15 protein-coding genes are annotated in these 15337 nt (G+C 55.0%); 11 read left to right on the forward strand and 4 right to left on the reverse strand.

The window, feature by feature from the left end; genetic code table 11:
• Window positions 1–143 precede the first annotated feature (143 nt).
• Window positions 144–593 (forward strand): GNAT family N-acetyltransferase, encoded by a 450-nt coding sequence (locus F3J28_RS17670; protein ID WP_166878288.1) that lies wholly within the window; start codon window positions 144–146, stop codon window positions 591–593.
• Here F3J28_RS17670 and galR read toward each other — a convergent pair.
• Window positions 590–1600: an HTH-type transcriptional regulator GalR gene (gene galR, locus F3J28_RS17675; RefSeq protein WP_166878291.1), complete on the reverse strand. Its 1011-nt coding sequence runs from the start codon at window positions 1598–1600 to the stop codon at window positions 590–592. The genes F3J28_RS17670 and galR overlap by 4 nt on opposite strands.
• Before the next feature lie 661 nt (window positions 1601–2261).
• Between galR and aas the strand changes: the two genes are divergently transcribed.
• Together aas and lplT are read left to right on the forward strand one after the other, a co-directional pair.
• A complete protein-coding gene (aas, locus tag F3J28_RS17680) occupies window positions 2262–4421 on the forward strand; it encodes a bifunctional acyl-ACP--phospholipid O-acyltransferase/long-chain-fatty-acid--ACP ligase (protein ID WP_166878294.1) in 2160 nt (719 codons plus the stop codon).
• Window positions 4414–5610, forward strand: coding sequence for a lysophospholipid transporter LplT (gene lplT / locus F3J28_RS17685; protein WP_008458475.1), 1197 nt, complete (start codon window positions 4414–4416; stop codon window positions 5608–5610). Before aas ends, lplT begins: the two co-directional genes overlap by 8 nt.
• Before the next feature lie 33 nt (window positions 5611–5643).
• Here the strand turns inward: lplT and F3J28_RS17690 are convergent, their stop codons facing one another.
• From F3J28_RS17690 to mutH, 3 genes are all read right to left on the reverse strand, one after another.
• Complete coding sequence (locus F3J28_RS17690) at window positions 5644–6687, reverse strand: NADP(H)-dependent aldo-keto reductase (RefSeq protein ID WP_008458473.1); 1044 nt, start codon at window positions 6685–6687, stop codon at window positions 5644–5646.
• Between the two features lie 142 nt (window positions 6688–6829).
• Window positions 6830–7048 (reverse strand): YgdI/YgdR family lipoprotein, encoded by a 219-nt coding sequence (locus F3J28_RS17695; protein WP_008458470.1) that lies wholly within the window; start codon window positions 7046–7048, stop codon window positions 6830–6832.
• A gap of 158 nt (window positions 7049–7206) precedes the next feature.
• Window positions 7207–7893, reverse strand: coding sequence for a DNA mismatch repair endonuclease MutH (gene mutH / locus F3J28_RS17700; protein WP_008458468.1), 687 nt, complete (start codon window positions 7891–7893; stop codon window positions 7207–7209).
• Between the two features lie 687 nt (window positions 7894–8580).
• Between mutH and rppH the strand changes: the two genes are divergently transcribed.
• The 8 genes from rppH to F3J28_RS17740 all read left to right on the forward strand — a co-directional run bounded on the left by rppH (window position 8581) and on the right by F3J28_RS17740 (window position 15337).
• Window positions 8581–9111 carry an RNA pyrophosphohydrolase gene (rppH, locus tag F3J28_RS17705; RefSeq protein ID WP_008458467.1) on the forward strand — a complete coding sequence of 177 codons (531 nt, stop codon included), beginning with the start codon at window positions 8581–8583 and terminating at the stop codon, window positions 9109–9111.
• Between the two features lie 12 nt (window positions 9112–9123).
• Window positions 9124–11370 (forward strand): phosphoenolpyruvate--protein phosphotransferase, encoded by a 2247-nt coding sequence (gene ptsP, locus F3J28_RS17710; RefSeq protein ID WP_008458464.1) that lies wholly within the window; start codon window positions 9124–9126, stop codon window positions 11368–11370.
• A 332-nt stretch (window positions 11371–11702) separates the two neighbouring features.
• The gene (gene lgt / locus F3J28_RS17715; RefSeq protein WP_008458462.1) at window positions 11703–12575 is read left to right on the forward strand and encodes a prolipoprotein diacylglyceryl transferase; all 873 of its coding nucleotides are present in this window, start codon (window positions 11703–11705) and stop codon (window positions 12573–12575) included.
• Window positions 12576–12581: 6 nt separating this feature from the next.
• Window positions 12582–13376: a thymidylate synthase gene (gene thyA, locus F3J28_RS17720; RefSeq protein WP_008458459.1), complete on the forward strand. Its 795-nt coding sequence runs from the start codon at window positions 12582–12584 to the stop codon at window positions 13374–13376.
• A 185-nt stretch (window positions 13377–13561) separates the two neighbouring features.
• On the forward strand, window positions 13562–14029 hold the full coding sequence (locus tag F3J28_RS17725; protein WP_166878297.1) for a prepilin peptidase-dependent protein: 468 nt from the start codon (window positions 13562–13564) through the stop codon (window positions 14027–14029).
• Window positions 14023–14583 (forward strand): prepilin peptidase-dependent protein, encoded by a 561-nt coding sequence (locus F3J28_RS17730; protein ID WP_166878300.1) that lies wholly within the window; start codon window positions 14023–14025, stop codon window positions 14581–14583. Before F3J28_RS17725 ends, F3J28_RS17730 begins: the two co-directional genes overlap by 7 nt.
• Complete coding sequence (locus tag F3J28_RS17735; RefSeq protein ID WP_166878303.1) at window positions 14580–15014, forward strand: DUF2509 family protein; 435 nt, start codon at window positions 14580–14582, stop codon at window positions 15012–15014. Before F3J28_RS17730 ends, F3J28_RS17735 begins: the two co-directional genes overlap by 4 nt.
• Entirely contained in the window at window positions 14996–15337 is a 342-nt protein-coding gene (locus F3J28_RS17740; protein WP_166878306.1) for a prepilin-type N-terminal cleavage/methylation domain-containing protein, read from the forward strand. Before F3J28_RS17735 ends, F3J28_RS17740 begins: the two co-directional genes overlap by 19 nt.

Below are 15337 nucleotides of genomic sequence, written 5' to 3' on the forward strand. Positions count from 1 at the left end.
TTCCCGATCTGGACGCTGTCGCGATTTTCCAGCAGTTTATCACAGGAGTTTCGCCCGCAAGCGGCCTTGCCGTTTCGCCGTGCAAATTGTCGTCCCGGATCACGCTTTCAGAATTTGGTGTGGTTTTTTAGGAGTATATCGTTGTGAAAATTGTCCCGTTATACCAGGCCCCTCAGCACGCAGAGCAAGTCACGGAGTGGCTTTGGCAGGCGTTTGGCAGTCAGGAAAGCCGAGGCTTTTTTGCGTCTATTGTTGCCGCCAGCCAGCGGGAAGGCGAAATGCCCCTGACGTTTATTGCGTTGGAGGGCGAAAAGATGGTGGGGACCGTGGGGCTGTGGCGCTGTGATTTGATCAGCCGGCAGGATCTCTGGCCCTGGCTGGCGGCGCTGTATATTGCTGAAAGCCAGCGAGGAAAGGGACTGGGCGAGATTTTACAGCGGCACGTCGTGGAATACGCCCGCCAGCTGGGTTTTGAGTCTTTGTATCTGTATTCGGCCTGTAAGACCTATTATGAACGGTTTGGCTGGCGCTACATTGGCGACGGGCTGGATTACCCCGACCAGCCCGTACATCTTTATCAACTTACGCTTTAAGCGTTGTCGCCTGGAGAGGCCACCGAGTGTCGGCGCACAAGCGTCGGGCTGAACATATGGGTGATTTCCGGCAGCGGCAGGTTTTCGGCCAGCGCCAGCGCCAGCTCTGCTGCCTGAGTCGCCATGGTCACAATCGGATAGCGAACCGTGGTCAGCTTGGGCCGCACGTAGCGTGAAATTAACACGTCATCAAAGCCAATCAGCGAAATCTCACCGGGAACATCAATGCCGTTGTCGTTAAGCACGCCCATCGCCCCCGCGGCCATTGAGTCGTTGTAGCAGGCCACGGCGGTGAAGTTTTTGCCGCGTCCCAGCAGCTCCGTCAGGGCCTGCTCGCCGCCGCTTTCATCGGGTTCACCAAAGGTCACCAGGCGCTCGTTGACGGGGATATCGTGCTCGCGGAGCGCGTCGTAGTAGCCCTGAAGGCGGTCTTCTGCGTCCGATATCTGGTGATTGGAACAGATGTAGCCGATGCGGGTGTGTCCCTGCTGAATCAAATGGCGCGTCGCAAGCCAGGCGCCGTAGCGGTCATCCAGCGCAACGCAGCGCTGCTCAAAGCCTGGCACAATGCGGTTAATGAGCACCATGCCGGGGATTTGCTTCATCAGCGAAATTAGCTCCTCATCAGGGAGTTTTTTGGCGTGAACGACCAGCGCTGCGCTGCGGTGGCGAATAAGCTGTTCAATGGCCTGGCGCTCTTTTTGTTCACTGTGGTAGCCATTGCCGATAAGCAGGAAGTTGCCGGTGCGGTAGGCAACCTGCTCCACGGCTTTAACCATCGCGCCAAAGAAGGGGTCGGAAACGTCGCCCACGATCAGGCCAATGGTTTCCGTGGCCTGTTGGGCAAGGGCTCTCGCGTTAGCGTTGGGATGATAATTCAGCGCTTCCATGGCGCTATTCACCGCCTGCTTTGAGGCATCGCTGGCTTTTGGGGAGTGGTTGATGACGCGTGAAACCGTGGCGACAGACACACCAGCCAGCCGAGCCACATCCTTAATTGTCGCCATGAAAAGCCTTCCTGTTAGGGGTAATCGTTTACACTGCGTTTAGTTTTACGGAATTCCCTGATGACTGCAAGGCAACAACTGATGGGGATATTGCAAAGTAGAGCAAAATCAAGGTGAAAGCGTGTAACGGTTACACTTGCTTCACGAGGTTGCCTCTTTTTAGTGCATGTCGCGGATTTTTAAACGTTTCCGCCCAAATCTTTGCTTACATTTTGCAGTCGGCTGTTGCGATTTCAGCATAGCTTAATGGAAGACGCCGCTGCTACATTTGTGGTCCCAGAGGTATTGATAGGTGAAGTCAGCGATTATTTGCTGATCCTATGAATTACACCAACCTGCGCGGATGCGCAGGTTTTTTTTTGCCTGAATCCAGCCGCCTGTAACAAGAATCGAGAATTTAAACACCTGGTTGCACTTGGGCTCATTCCCTTGCTTTTTGCCGCTGGTTTCGCCGCTGGCGGCACGAGACAATTCAGATCCCAGAGGTATTGATTGGTGAGAATTCCTGGTACTCTGCTGAGTACAATTCTTTTGCACCAACCTGCGCAGATGCGCAGGTTTTTTTTTGCCATTTTTTGAGCCCCCTCCCGCACTTAACGCAACTGGTGTACTCTGCGACTCTACACTTAATGCTGACCGACAGACGACAAAGAGAGTCGCTATGCTTCTTGCTTTTTTCCGTGCGCTATTTCGCATTCTGTTCCGGGTAACCCTTTCCGGCGATCCGCAGGTGCTTCAAGGACAGCGGGTGCTGATTGTGCCAAACCATGTCTCATTTCTGGACGGGATCCTGGTTGCACTTTTTCTGCCGGTGCGCCCCGTATTTGCGGTCTACTCCTCAATAAGTCAGCAGTGGTTTATGCGCTGGCTTAAGCCGCTCATTGATTTTGTCCCGCTGGACCCGACCAAGCCAATGTCTATCAAGCACCTGGTGCGCCTGGTGGAACAGGGGCGCCCGGTAGTGATTTTCCCGGAAGGACGCATCAGCGTGACCGGATCGTTGATGAAAATCTACGACGGAGCCGGATTTGTGGCGGCCAAAGCACAGGCCACGGTGGTACCTTTGCGCATTGACGGCGCGGAGCTGACTTTCTTTAGCCGCCTGAAAGGGCTGGTAAAACGCCGGGCTTTCCCGCGTATTACCCTGCATCTTCTGCCGCCAACGTCGATTGCAATGCCGGAAGCCCCACGGGCCAGGGATCGCCGTAAAATGGCCGGCGAGATGCTGCACCAAATCATGATGGAAGCGCGCATGGCCGTGCGCCCGCGTGAGACGCTTTTTGAGGCGCTGCTGGCGGCGAAGGATCGGTACGGCTCGCGTAAAAACTGTATTGAAGACATTAATTTCAAGCCAGATACTTATAGTTCGCTGCTGAAAAAAACGCTGTTTGTGGGCCGAATCCTCGATAAATACAGCGAACAGGGTGAAACCATTGGTTTGATGCTGCCGAATGCGGCGATCAGCGCGGCGGTGATTTTTGGCGCTTCATCCCGGGGCCGTATTCCGGCAATGATGAACTACACGGCTGGCGTAAAAGGGCTGACCAGCGCGATTACTGCGGCGCAAATTAAGACGGTCTTTACCTCCCGGCAGTTCCTGGATAAGGGCAAACTGTGGCACTTGCCGGAACAGCTGACGCAGGTGCGCTGGGTGTATCTGGAAGATTTAAGGTCTACCATCACCCTGCAGGATAAAGTGTGGATCTTTGCTCATCTGCTTGCGCCTCGCCTGGCCCAGGTGAAACAGCAGCCGGAAGAGGCGGCGATGGTGCTGTTTACCTCCGGCTCGGAGGGTAATCCAAAAGGCGTGGTGCATAGCCATAAAAGCCTGTTGGCCAACGTAGAGCAGATTCGCACCATCGCGGACTTCACCGCCGATGACCGGTTTATGTCCGCGCTGCCGCTCTTCCACTCTTTTGGCCTGACGGTGGGGCTGTTCACGCCGCTGCTGACCGGGGCGGAAGTGTTTCTTTACCCAAGCCCGCTGCATTACCGCGTGGTGCCGGAACTTATTTACGACCGCAATTGCACGGTGGTCTTTGGCACCTCGACGTTCCTCGGCAACTATGCCCGTTTTGCTAACCCGTATGATTTCTTCCGCCTGCGCTATGTAGTTGCCGGGGCAGAAAAGCTGCAGGAAAGCACGAAGCAGCTGTGGCAGGACAAGTTTGGCCTGCGCATTCTGGAAGGCTACGGCGTGACCGAGTGCGCGCCGGTGGTGTCTATCAACGTGCCGATGGCGGCGAAACCGGGCACCGTGGGCCGCATTCTTCCGGCAATGGATGCTCGCCTGCTGGCGGTGCCCGGTATTGAAAAGGGCGGAAGGCTGCAGCTAAAAGGGCCAAACATCATGAACGGCTATCTGCGCGTGGAAAATCCGGGCGTGCTGGAGAAGCCTGAGGCTGAAAATGGCCTGGGTGAGATGGAACCCGGCTGGTACGACACCGGCGATATCGTGACCTTTGACGAGCAGGGCTATTGCGTGATTCAGGGGCGCGCGAAGCGCTTTGCCAAAATCGCCGGGGAGATGGTGTCGCTTGAGATGGTCGAACAGATGGCGATCGGCATTTCGCCTGACAAACTGCATGCTACGGTCGTTAAGCACGACGCCGCTAAAGGCGAAGCGCTGGTGATGTTTACCACCGACAGCGAGCTTAACCGCGAAAAACTTCTGCATTATGCGCGTGAGCACGGCGTGCCTGAGCTGGCGGTGCCACGCGATATTCGCTTCCTCAAACAGCTGCCTGTGCTAGGCAGCGGAAAACCAGATTTTGTCACCCTGAAAGCACAGGTTGATGAAGCGGAGAAAGCCCATGGCTGAACAGGCTGGCAATAGCGGTTCGTTGTGGTCCCGGGGCATGATGGCGGTCACCGCGGCGCAGTTTTTATCGGCTTTTGGCGATAACGCGCTGTTGTTCGCCACGCTCGCGGTGCTCAAGCAGCAGTTCTACCCGGACTGGAGCCAGCCCGTGCTACAAATGGTGTTTGTTGGCGCGTACATCCTCTTTGCGCCGTTTGTGGGACAGGTGGCCGACAGTTTCGCCAAAGGGCGAGTGATGATGCTGGCGAACAGCATGAAGCTTGTGGGTGCGGCGGTGATTGCGCTGGGGCTGAATCCTTTTGTCGGTTACACGCTGGTGGGCATCGGCGCGGCGGCCTATTCACCGGCTAAATACGGCATTCTCGGCGAGCTGACCACTGGCGATCGGCTGGTGAAGGCCAACGGCCTGATGGAGTCTTCTACCATTGCGGCGATCCTGCTGGGATCCGTTGCCGGCGGCGTTCTGGCAGACTGGAATCTGACGGCGGCGCTGGTTGTCTGCGCGCTGGTTTACGGCGGGGCGGTGGTTGCCAACGTCTTTATCCCTAAACTTGCCGCCGCGCGCCCCGGCCAGTCGTGGCGTTTCAAGCCGATGACGCACAGTTTCTTTTCCGCCTGCCGCAGCCTTTGGCGCAGCGGAGAAACGCGCTTCTCGCTGGTAGGCACCAGCCTATTCTGGGGGGCGGGCGTGACGCTTCGATTCCTGCTGGTGCTGTGGGTACCGGTGGCGTTAGGGATCACGGATAACGCGACGCCGACTTACCTTAACGCGATGGTTGCGGTTGGGATTGTGGTGGGGGCCGGAGCAGCCGCGAAGCTGGTGACTTTGGAAACCGTTGCCCGCTGCATGCCCGCCGGGATTTTAATCGGCGTTGGCGTACTGATTTTTGCTCTACAGCATTCTCTGTTGCCGTCTTACGCTTTGCTGGTGTTGATTGGCCTGTTGGGCGGTTTCTTTGTGGTGCCGCTTAACGCGCTGCTCCAGGAGCGCGGCAAGCACACGGTCGGGGCAGGTAACGCCATTGCCGTGCAAAACCTTGGTGAAAACACGGCCATGCTTTTGATGCTGGGTCTGTTCTCACTGGCGGTGAAAACCGGGGCGTCCATCGTTGGCATTGGCATTGGATTTGGGGCGGTGTTTGCGCTGGCGATTAGCGCCCTGTGGCTGTGGCAAATCAAACATAAATAGCAAAAAGGCCCTCTTTTGGAGGGCCTTAGTTTTTTACGGTGCCGGGTAAGTATAGAGGCGATGCACCGCTTCAATCTCCTCAATCACCTCTTCGCTTAGCGTCAAATGCAGGCTTTCAAGGTTGGTTTTCAGCTGTTCCAGCGTCGTGGCGCCGAGCAGCGTGCTGGCCACAAACGGCTGACGGCGAACGAAGGCCAGCGCCATTTGCGCCGGGTCGAGATTATGGCGTTTAGCTATTTCTACGTAGGCCGCAACGGCTTTTTGCGACTGCTCGCCGCTGTAGCGGGTGAAGCGGCTAAACAGCGTGTTGCGAGCGCCGGCCGGTTTGGCTCCGTTAAGGTATTTGCCCGACAGCACGCCGAAGGCGAGGCAGGAATAAGCGAGCAGCTCAACGCCTTCGTGCTGGCTGATTTCAGACAGGCCAACTTCAAAGCTGCGGTTTAACAGGCTGTAGGGGTTTTGAATGGTCACGATGCGCGGCAGATCGTGTTTTTCCGCAAGCTGCAGATAGCGCATCACGCCCCACGGGGTTTCGTTCGAGACGCCGATATAACGAATTTTCCCGGCACGCTGGCACTCGGTCAGCGCTTCAAGGGTTTCCAGCAGCGTTACCGGCAGCGAGGTTGTGTCGCTCCAGGTGTAGCCCAGTTTGCCAAACATGTTGGTCTGACGCTGCGGCCAGTGAACCTGGTAGAGGTCGAGGTAATCGGTTTGCAGGCGTTTGAGGCTGGCATCCAGCGCCTCGCGGATGTTTTTCCGGTCGAGGATCTGGTTTGGGCGGATGCCCGCGTCATTGTTGCGGGTTGGGCCAGTGACTTTGGAAGCAACAACCAGTTTTTCGCGGTTGCCGCGAGCTTTAAGCCAGCTGCCGACATAACTCTCGGTTAAGCCCTGGGTTTCCGGGCGCGGCGGCACCGGGTACATTTCCGCGACATCAATCAGATTCACGCCCTGACTGACGGCGTAGTCGAGCTGCTGGTGGGCATCGGCCTCGCTGTTTTGTTCACCAAAGGTCATGGTTCCCAGCCCCAGCGTGCTGACTTCAAGTGAACTGTGGGGGATACGGTGATAGTGCATAGCCGGCTTCCTGTTGTTCTTTTGACTCGTCAGGCATCGTTACCCGACAAAAGGTCTATAAACATGGCAGAGGCCGGAGCAAAGCGAAAGAGGGGAAAAGAAGAAAAATCATCAGGCCAGCCGAGGGGCTGACCCTGCGAGATTAGCGCTCAATAATCTGGGAAACGTCGTTGCGGTTGATCTGCATTTCATTACCTTGCTGGTCACGATAGCTTACCAGGCCGGTATCTTCATCGACCTTCGGCTTGCCCTCGGTCAAAATCATTCGTCCATCTTTGGTGGCCATTACGTAGTCACTGCTGCAGCCTGAAACGGCAAAGGCAAGACCAATGGCGGAGATTGCTACTGCCCATTTAGTCATCGGTATGTTCCTCGTCAGGAAGGGATCTTATTAATAAGTTTAGTAATAACCTGATGAACAGGGGAAAGAAAGCGGTAAATTCTTAATAGGGCGAGGGAAATGTAACATTCCCCGGCACTTGCTGACAGAACCCTGGATTCCATTCTCTGCGGCGGCTATTAGAGCGTGAAGTGCCGTGCGAGAAGAGCGGCAGTGAAGTTCTTCTTTAAGTAGAAGCCGCGAGGTAACGTGAGAATAGGTGAGCCGTCAGCGCCAATAGCCTCTGTTAACGCCCGGCTGTTGGCGGCTTTTGGCCGCAGCTGCAGCACTTCGCCGTGACGGGCGGTAATGCGTTCCACCTGGCCCAGCACGATCAAATCCATCAGTTCTTCCCAGTCCAGGCGCAGCTGCTGTTCTTCCTCTTCTGAAGGGCTCCATAATAGCGGAGAACCCACGTGCCGCTCGGCAAGCGGGATCTGCCTTTCTCCCTCAACCGGGATCCACAGTACGCGCTTGAGCTTATGCCGCACATGGCTGGTTTCCCAAATGACGCCGCTATTACCGGTTAACGGCGCGACGCAGACGAACGTGGTTTCCAGCGGGCGGCCAAGGCTATCCACCGGGATCGTTTTCAGTTCGATCCCGAGCGCGGCAAAGTCTTGTTCGGGCTTGCTGCCCGCGCTGGCACCCAGCCACAGCTCCAGCAGCACGCCAATCCAGCCTTTATCGCGCTTCAGGTCTTTCGGCGTCTGTAAGCCAGCGCAGGCGGCCAGTTCGCCCAGAGTATAACCGGCGACGCTTTGCGCCTGTTGGAGCAGCTCGGCTTCACTGCGTGGGGGCGTGATGAGCGGACGTATTGGTTGCATAACTCGTTGATGTTTTTTGGTTAAAAAATGAACGCACTTTGTGCACAGCGAAAGCTTAGTTTAGTCGTCTGAGGATAAGATTAACAATATTCTGATTTATAATGAGTTTTTAAAGGCAGCCGTTTCGTTGGAGCAACATTAAAAAGGCTTTTCCAAATCTGGTCACTGACAATGAACAGGATCTTACACCATGTTATCCACAGAAAAGTGGGATAACTGGGAAAAAGCATGACTACTGGTTCCATTTACAGCCTTGACGAGGCGCTAAAATACAATTTATCACCGATTTGTGACTAACTTGTTGGCACAATCTGTGGATAAAAACAACATTGTGCGATCTTTCATCAGTAGGCGATCTTCATATGTGATGATCATCACATTATGAAACTCGTGTGTCATTTTTATAGTATTATGATTATGAAATTTAAAGGCTTTAATGTGTGTCAGGATTGCTCCTTATTTTAGTTGTCCTGAGTTGTCCCGATGTAATTCGGTAGTTCTTCACAGTTATATCCACAGAAAAAGTGAATAAAACCGCCGATTTTGATCGTCCCCTGTTTATAACCCGGCTCTCTTTTGTGAGTTATTCAAATGTTATTCCATGCGAGCGCCGCCGAGAGAGTGGTTTACCGCCTGACACTTGTATGAAACAATCGATGCAATCTAAGTTTGTTTTGAGGTAGTCCGGTGATCGATGATGATGGCTACCGCCCCAACGTTGGGATCGTAATATGTAATCGGCAGGGACAGGTGATGTGGGCGCGACGCTTTGGCCAACATTCCTGGCAATTTCCCCAGGGGGGTATTAATCCTGGCGAGTCCGCTGAACAGGCAATGTACCGGGAGCTTTTCGAAGAAGTCGGTCTACAAAGAAAAGATGTTCGCATTCTTGCCTCGACCCGAAACTGGTTGCGTTACAAATTACCTAAACGTTTGGTGCGTTGGGACACAAAGCCGGTTTGTATCGGCCAAAAACAAAAATGGTTTCTTTTGCAGTTGCTGAGCAGCGACGGTGAGATCAACATGCAAACCAGCAGTACGCCGGAATTCGATGGCTGGCGCTGGGTCAGTTATTGGTATCCGGTCCGTCAGGTTGTTTCATTCAAGCGCGATGTCTATCGCCGGGTAATGAAAGAGTTCGCCAGCGTGGTGATGCCACTGCAGGAAGTTACGCCACCACGCAATAACTCGCCGGCATGGCGACGTAAAAGAGGTTAAGTCACGCGAAAAATGCTCACCCGTCTGCGAGAAATAGTCGAAAAGGTCGCCAGTGCCCCGCGCCTCAATGAGGCGCTGGACATTTTGGTGACTGACATCTGCCTTGCGATGGATACCGAGGTTTGCTCGGTTTATCTCGCCGACCACGAGCGCCGCTGTTTTTACCTTATGGCGACGCGCGGGTTAAAGAAACCGCGCGGCCGCACCGTCACGCTTGCCTTTGATGAAGGTATTGTTGGCCTGGTTGGGCGGCTCGCGGAGCCGATTAACCTTGCAGATGCGCAAAAACACCCCAGCTTTAAATATGTGCCCGCGGTAAAAGAGGAGCGTTTTCGTGCGTTCCTCGGCGTGCCTATTATCCAGCGCCGTCAGCTTCTGGGAGTGCTGGTTGTTCAGCAGCGTGAACACCGGCAGTACGATGAGAGCGAAGAGTCTTTCCTCGTTACGCTGGCAACGCAAATGGCCGGGATATTATCGCAGTCTCAGTTAGCGGCCCTGTTTGGACAGTATCGCCAGACCCGTATCCGCGCGCTGCCTGCGTCGCCTGGCGTGGCGATTGCCGAAGGCTGGATGGACACAACCGTCCCGCTGATGGAGCAAGTTTTTGAAGCGTCGACCCTGGACACGGCGCTTGAGCGTGAGCGTCTGACCGCCGCGCTGGAAGAGGCTTCCGGGGAATTCCGCCGCTACAGCAAGCGTTTTGCCGCCGGGGCTCAGAAAGAGACTGCGGCGATTTTCGATCTTTACTCTCACCTGCTGACCGACGCCCGCCTGCGGCGTGAGCTTTTTGCTGAGGTAGATAAAGGCCTGGTCGCTGAATGGGCCGTGAAAACGGTGGTGGAGAAGTTTGCTGAACAGTTTGCCAGCCTTTCAGATAGCTACCTGAAAGAGCGAGCGGGCGACCTCAGAGCGCTGGGGCAGCGCCTGTTGTTCCACCTCGATGACACGATTCAAAGCCCGAATACCTGGCCTGAGCGCTTTGTGCTGGTTGCCGACGAACTTTCAGCCACCACGCTTGCCGAACTGCCGCAAAACCGTCTCGCGGGCGTTGTCGTGCGCGATGGTGCGGCAAACTCTCATGCCGCCATTATGGTCCGTGCGCTCGGTATCCCAACCGTCATGGGCGCTGATATTCAGCCATCGGCTCTACATCGCCGTATGCTGATCGTGGACGGCTATCGCGGTGAATTGCTGGTGGATCCTGAGCCGGTTTTGCTGCAGGAATACCAGCGCCTGGTGACCGAGGAGAACGAACTTAGTCGCCTGGCGGAAGATGATGTGGAGCAGCCCGCGGCGTTAAAAAGCGGCGAGCGGGTGCAGGTCATGCTGAATGCCGGGCTTAGTCCTGAGCATGAAGAACAGCTTGGTAGCCGTATCGACGGTATCGGGCTGTACCGCACCGAAATTCCTTTTATGCTGCAAAGCGGTTTCCCGTCCGAAGAAGAGCAGGTTGCACAGTATCAGGGCATGTTGCAGATGTTTAACGACAAACCTGTGACGCTGCGAACGCTGGACGTCGGGGCGGATAAACAGCTTCCGTATATGCCTATCAGCGAGGAGAATCCCTGTCTTGGCTGGCGAGGCATTCGTATTACGCTGGATCAGCCAGAGATCTTTCTGATCCAGGTTCGCGCCATGCTGCGTGCGAATGCGGCTACGGGGAATTTGAGTATCCTGCTGCCGATGATCACCAGCATTGATGAAATCGATGATGCGCGCAGACTTATCGATCGTGCGGGCAGGGAAGTCGAAGAGGAATTAGGCTACCAGTTGCCGAAGTTCAGGCTTGGGGTGATGGTTGAAGTGCCTTCCATGGTGTTCATGCTGGGGCATCTGGCCGGGCGTATTGATTTTATTTCCGTTGGTACAAACGACCTGACTCAGTATCTGCTGGCGGTTGACCGTAACAACACGAGGGTGGCTAACCTTTACGATAGCCTGCATCCGGCGATGCTGCGTACGCTGAACCTGATTGCCCGTGAGGCCGAGCGCTATGACCTCGATCTGTGCCTGTGCGGTGAAATGGCCGGTGACCCGATGTGCGTCGCGATTCTTGTGGGCATGGGGTACCGTCATCTTTCAATGAACGGCCGTTCCGTCGCGCGTATTAAATACCTGTTACGCCATATTCAGCTTGAAGAAGCCGAAGTGCTTGCTCAGCGTACCCTTGAGGCTCAAATGGCGACGGAAGTGCGCCACCAGGTAGCGGCCTTTATGGAGCGCCGCGGCATGGGTGGCCTGATTCGCGGCGGGCGCTGATCCGTTCTCAATGTCCCGATCTCACCGGGACATTTTCCCCGTCTGACAACAAGGGAAAAAGCGTGGTTTTTCCCTTGTTGTGGCTCATCTTCCGAAAACCCCAAAGGGGTTTCCCTGTTCGCTTTCTTCGATGCCTGGTGTTGGTTCACACTCCCGGATACGCCCTGAATGCCCCGGTACCACCGGGACATTACACATCTTTTACAACTTCCGTAATCAATCACTCTGGCTGTTTGTGCTATGATCCGCTGCTTTCGGAGCGCATCGAGAGTGGTGCGTACTTGCCACTCACCTTCTATTTTGGGTGAGGTAACAATAGCTTGTGGTGACAGATGAATAGTGGCTATCTGCGTTTCCCTGAATTTGATCCGGTGCTTTTCTCCATCGGGCCGGTTTCCCTGCACTGGTACGGGCTCATGTACCTGGTCGGGTTCGTGTTTGCCATGTGGCTTGCCGGGCGCCGCGCCAGCCGTCCGGGCAGCGGCTGGACGAAAAATGAAGTAGAGAATCTGCTGTATGCAGGTTTCCTTGGCGTGTTCCTGGGGGGGCGCCTGGGCTATGTCTTCTTCTACAATCTGCCGGTCTTCCTTGCCGATCCTCTCTACCTGTTCAAAGTCTGGGACGGCGGTATGTCCTTCCACGGCGGCCTGATCGGTGTTATCTGTGTGATGATTTGGTTTGCGCGCCGCACCAAGCGTACTTTCTTCCAGGTCTCTGATTTTATTGCGCCGCTGATCCCGTTTGGTTTAGGGGCTGGGCGCCTCGGCAACTTTATCAATGGCGAACTGTGGGGCCGCGTTGACCCGAACTTCCGCTTCGCCATGCTGTTCCCTGGTTCACGCAGTGAAGACGTTGGCCTGCTGGCTACGCACCCGGAATGGCAATCGCTGTTCAATACCTACGGCGTACTGCCTCGCCACCCGTCTCAGCTTTATGAGCTGGCGCTGGAAGGGGTTGTCCTGTTCATCATCCTGAACCTGTTTATTCGTAAGCCTCGCCCAATGGGGTCCGTCTCTGGCCTGTTCCTGATTGGCTACGGTGCGTTCCGTATCATCGTCGAATTCTTCCGCCAGCCGGATGCGCAGTTCACCGGCACCTGGGTACAGTACATCAGCATGGGGCAGATCCTGTCGATTCCGATGATTGTTGCCGGTATCATTATGATGGTCTGGGCTTACCGCCGTCCGCAGCAGCAACTTTCGTGAGGTGACATGAAACAGTATCTTGATTTGATGAAAAAAGTGCTCGAAGAGGGCACGCCAAAAGCGGACCGTACCGGTACCGGCACGTTGTCGATTTTTGGGCATCAAATGCGCTTTAACCTGCAGGAAGGCTTCCCGCTGGTTACCACCAAAAAATGTCACCTGCGTTCGATCATTCATGAGCTGCTGTGGTTCCTGAATGGCGATACCAATATCGCGTACCTGAAGGAAAACAAGGTGACGATTTGGGACGAATGGGCGGATGAAAACGGCGATCTCGGCCCGGTTTACGGCAAGCAATGGCGTTCCTGGGCAACTCCTGACGGGCGTTATATTGATCAGCTAACCACCGTGCTCAACCAGTTGAAAAACGATCCCGATTCTCGGCGCATTATTGTCTCTGCGTGGAACGTGGGCGAGCTGGATAAAATGGCGCTGGCCCCTTGCCACGCGTTTTTCCAGTTCTATGTGGCAGACGGCAAACTCTCTTGCCAACTCTACCAGCGCTCTTGCGACATCTTCCTTGGTTTGCCGTTCAACATCGCCAGCTATGCGCTGCTGGTGCATATGATGGCGCAGCAGTGCGACCTGGAAGTGGGTGACTTTGTCTGGACCGGGGGCGATACGCACCTGTACAGCAACCATCTGGAACAGACACGTCTGCAGCTAACCCGTGAACCGCGCGCGCTGCCTAAGCTGGTTATCAAACGTAAGCCGGAGTCATTGTTTGACTACCGTTTCGAAGACTTCGAGATTGAAGGCTACGATCCGCATCCGGCGATCAAAGCGCCTGTCGCCATTTAACCTGCCGACAGAGTGACAGAACCGGTGCCTGAGTGCGCCGGTTTTTTTTGCTCCAGTTTTGCTTCTTCGGCATTGATTCCAGAGCGTATGCAACTCTCCGTAACACCTTAATTATCTTCCGATATGTGTCGCATCATCTGATTTGCGAACTGGCTGATTCAACCTCTGTGGCCCACACTCCTCCCATGAAAATCAACCAACGTGGTTTTAGCATTATTGAGGTGATGGTGGTGATAGCCATTGTTGCCGTACTCAGCGCTGGTGGGCTTCACGGCTGGCACGAGTGGCAGCAGAGAGTGCAGTTGCGGCAAACGGCTCAGCAACTGAGTCACTTTCTCTCGCGGCTAAGAAATGATGCCAACTGGCACAACCAAACCCATCTTTTGGCGCTGCATCAACTGGGGAAAAGCTGGTGCCTGACAAGCCGTGCCGCTGAAGAAAGCTGTTCGGGAAACTCAAATCTGACGTTTACCCCCGAGTTTGACGATATCGTCGTGGAGGATATGACTGCCGGGTTAGGTTTCTACGGTATTCGTAACACAGCCTGGCCAGGTCACCTTATTGTGAAAAGTCAGGTCGGGCGCTGGAAAGTGACGCTCTCGGTTTGGGGGCGCATCCGGCTGTGCGAAATGTCCGGAGACAAGTCATGTTGAGCGCTCAGAGAGGGTTTACGTTACTCGAAACGCTTATTGCGATGGCATTGAGCAGCGTGCTGTTGCTTGGCACTTCAAGGCTCTTCCCCGCTTTGCAGGGGGAGGTTTTACGCCAGTACAGCTACGTTGCCCAGCAGGAAGCGCTTTGGCAAATGGCGTTCACTGTTGGAAAAAATTTACAGCGTGCGGGTTATTGCCGAGGGAAGTGTCAGGGGGAGGCTGTAAAGCTTATGAACAACGGAAACTGTGTGGTATTGCAGTGGGATGCCAACGGTAATGGCCGGTGGGACACGAACCCTGGTAGTCAAAATGAACAGACGGGCTATCGATTGCGTAACGGCAGCCTGGAGACTCAAAAGGGCGTAGAGCATTGTGAAGGCAACGGCTGGGAAAGAATGTCTGACCCGACGCAATTGGTGGTGCAGCATTTTTCCGTGATTCGCCAGAATCGCAAAACCGGCAGGCCTTTATTCCTCGTGAGTCTTGCTGCATATCTGAAGCAAGGTGGGCGTCCTGTGGAGCTTAGCTACACGGTGAGTGGAGAAAATTCATGAGCGGCAAGCAAGAGAAAGGGAGCACCTCTTTGCTGATGGTATTGATGCTGCTTGCGGTTGGTTCTCTGATGCTGAGTGGGCTTTCCCGACAACTTAGCGCCCAGCGCTTTGAGGTTGCCGCCGAAATTCAGTTTATTAAAAATCAGACGGCTGCAAGATCTGCGCTGGCATGGGGGGAAAAACAAAACTGGCAACCCCAGAGAACCTGGCAATGTCAGTTTGAGTCGCGTAATCAGTGGCACGCCTGCCTGCATCTAACCGATAAAGGTGAGGCCTTACTGGCTGCTTCCGGTTCTGTTGCAGGGCCCACGCTACCGTTCACATTGTGGCGCTGGGGTGTGCTTCAGGGGAATAAATTAGTGGCTTCCGCGCAGGGCTGGCTGGATTTTTGCCCTTTACTGGACGATGACTTATGCAAACTGCCTCGATAGTTTCCCGGCAGCACGGGTTCAGCCTCCCGGAGGTGCTATGTGCCCTGGCGCTGTTTGCGATAGTGATGACCGCATTGCTGGGGTACCACGGTGTATTGCAGCAGGGTTTCACCAGCCAATGGCAGCTAAGGCAGCTGTGGCGCGTGGTTCGTGAGCAGACTGAGCCAGAGGTTCCGCCACTTTCTGATGCATGGAATGTACATCGACAGCAGACATCGTCTTTGGGATGTGTCAGCATCGACGTTACTGTAACAAGTCCAGAGGGCCGGATAGCGCAGCTTTCGCGGCTCGAGTGCCAACGGTCAGAACAACGTCAGGAGTAG

The sequence above is a fragment of the Enterobacter sp. Ap-1006 genome (genome assembly GCF_011752835.1).
In the GTDB taxonomy this organism is placed as follows: Bacteria; Pseudomonadota; Gammaproteobacteria; order Enterobacterales; family Enterobacteriaceae; genus Cedecea.

Bases quoted from the DNA above. Each gene is read 5' to 3' on its own strand.
- lgt (WP_008458462.1), top strand. From the start codon at position 11,703: ATGAATAGTGGCTATCTGCGTTTCCCTGAATTTGATCCGGTGCTTTTC.
- aas (WP_166878294.1), top strand. From the start codon at position 2,262: ATGCTTCTTGCTTTTTTCCGTGCGCTATTTCGCATTCTGTTCCGGGTA.
- F3J28_RS17730 (WP_166878300.1), top strand. From the start codon at position 14,023: ATGTTGAGCGCTCAGAGAGGGTTTACGTTACTCGAAACGCTTATTGCG.
- mutH (WP_008458468.1), bottom strand. From the start codon at position 7,893: ATGCAACCAATACGTCCGCTCATCACGCCCCCACGCAGTGAAGCCGAG.
- F3J28_RS17690 (WP_008458473.1), bottom strand. From the start codon at position 6,687: ATGCACTATCACCGTATCCCCCACAGTTCACTTGAAGTCAGCACGCTG.
- F3J28_RS17695 (WP_008458470.1), bottom strand. From the start codon at position 7,048: ATGACTAAATGGGCAGTAGCAATCTCCGCCATTGGTCTTGCCTTTGCC.
- galR (WP_166878291.1), bottom strand. From the start codon at position 1,600: ATGGCGACAATTAAGGATGTGGCTCGGCTGGCTGGTGTGTCTGTCGCC.
- thyA (WP_008458459.1), top strand. From the start codon at position 12,582: ATGAAACAGTATCTTGATTTGATGAAAAAAGTGCTCGAAGAGGGCACG.
- F3J28_RS17740 (WP_166878306.1), top strand. From the start codon at position 14,996: ATGCAAACTGCCTCGATAGTTTCCCGGCAGCACGGGTTCAGCCTCCCG.
- lplT (WP_008458475.1), top strand. From the start codon at position 4,414: ATGGCTGAACAGGCTGGCAATAGCGGTTCGTTGTGGTCCCGGGGCATG.
- F3J28_RS17735 (WP_166878303.1), top strand. From the start codon at position 14,580: ATGAGCGGCAAGCAAGAGAAAGGGAGCACCTCTTTGCTGATGGTATTG.
- F3J28_RS17725 (WP_166878297.1), top strand. From the start codon at position 13,562: ATGAAAATCAACCAACGTGGTTTTAGCATTATTGAGGTGATGGTGGTG.
- ptsP (WP_008458464.1), top strand. From the start codon at position 9,124: ATGCTCACCCGTCTGCGAGAAATAGTCGAAAAGGTCGCCAGTGCCCCG.